The sequence below is a fragment of the Intrasporangium sp. Soil_C_50 genome (assembly GCF_057656595.1).
The window spans coordinates 1-1,132 of sequence record NZ_JBDGKB010000029.1 but is presented as its reverse complement, the minus strand read 5'-3'; the positions used below and the strand labels follow the sequence as shown (position 1 = coordinate 1,132).

Sequence of the window (1,132 nt, the reverse complement as noted above, 5' to 3'; positions counted from 1 at the left end):
CCTCGGCGGCACGACCCCGACCGGGTGGCTCGACGCCGACCGGCTCACCAGGCTCGAGGTCACCACCGCCACCGGCCTCGGCCCCCAAGAGGTCCACGACCGCCTCGACCTGGCCACCGACCCCTCCCCCGGCGCCGCCACCCTGCGCGCCCGGCTCCGCGCCGGCACCCTCAGCCTGCACCGGGCACGCCAGCTGCACGACCAGGTCCGCCACCTCCACGACGACGCCGCCGCCGTCCAGGTCATCGAGGCCGTGCTGCGCCCCAAGGACGGCGCCCCACCCTCACCGACCCTGTTCCGGCAACGCCTCACCCGCGCCTGCCTCGCCGCCGACCACGACGCCGCCCTCAAACGCCGCCGCCGCGGCGCGTTCGCCCGCCTCGACCCCGACGGCCTCGGCGTCCTGACCCTCACCCACGACGCCGACAAGGTCATCGCCGCCATGGAACGCGCCGACACCCTGGCCCGCGCCGCCCGGCACGCCGGCGACCCCCGCACCCTCGACACCCTGCGCGCCGACGCCATCACCGACCTCCTACTCTTCGCCACCGTGCCCGACACCTTGACGGCATCCGACCACCCCGAAACCGCCAGCACCTCCAGTGCGGCCAGCTCTGACACCCCGTCCGACGCGTCCGAGCAGGACGCCTGGACGGCCCTGCTGGGCCGGCGCCCCGCCGCCACCGTCAGCCTCCTCGTCCCGCTCCCGGTCGCGCTCGGCACCTCCGACACGCCCTGCGAGGTCCCCGGCTACGGCTGGGTCGACGCCGAGCACGCCCGCCACCTCATGCTCGGCCCCGACGCCCACTGGCGCCTCATCGGCATCGACGCCGCCACCGGCGCCGCCCACGCCGTCAGCACCACCAGCTACCGGCCCACCGCCGCCCTCCGCGCCCTCGTCGAAGCCGTCGACGGCACCTGCCGCGGCCCCGGCTGCACCATCCCCGCCGCCCGCTGCGACCTCGACCACGACATCCCCTGGCCCCACGGACCCACCGACACCACCAACCTCACCAGCAAACACCGCGAACACCACAACACCCGCACCCACGGCCACTGGACCGCCACCCGCGACAACGACGCACGCGTGCACTGGCGCACCACCGCCGGCCGCCGCTACACCACCCAACCC

At 76.0% G+C, this 1,132-nt stretch carries 1 protein-coding gene; it reads left to right on the top strand.

From position 1 onward, the window contains the following. Positions 1 to 1,132 (top strand): HNH endonuclease signature motif containing protein (locus AC3A5R_RS23075; protein WP_487623114.1); only part of this gene is annotated, 1,132 nt, incomplete at both ends.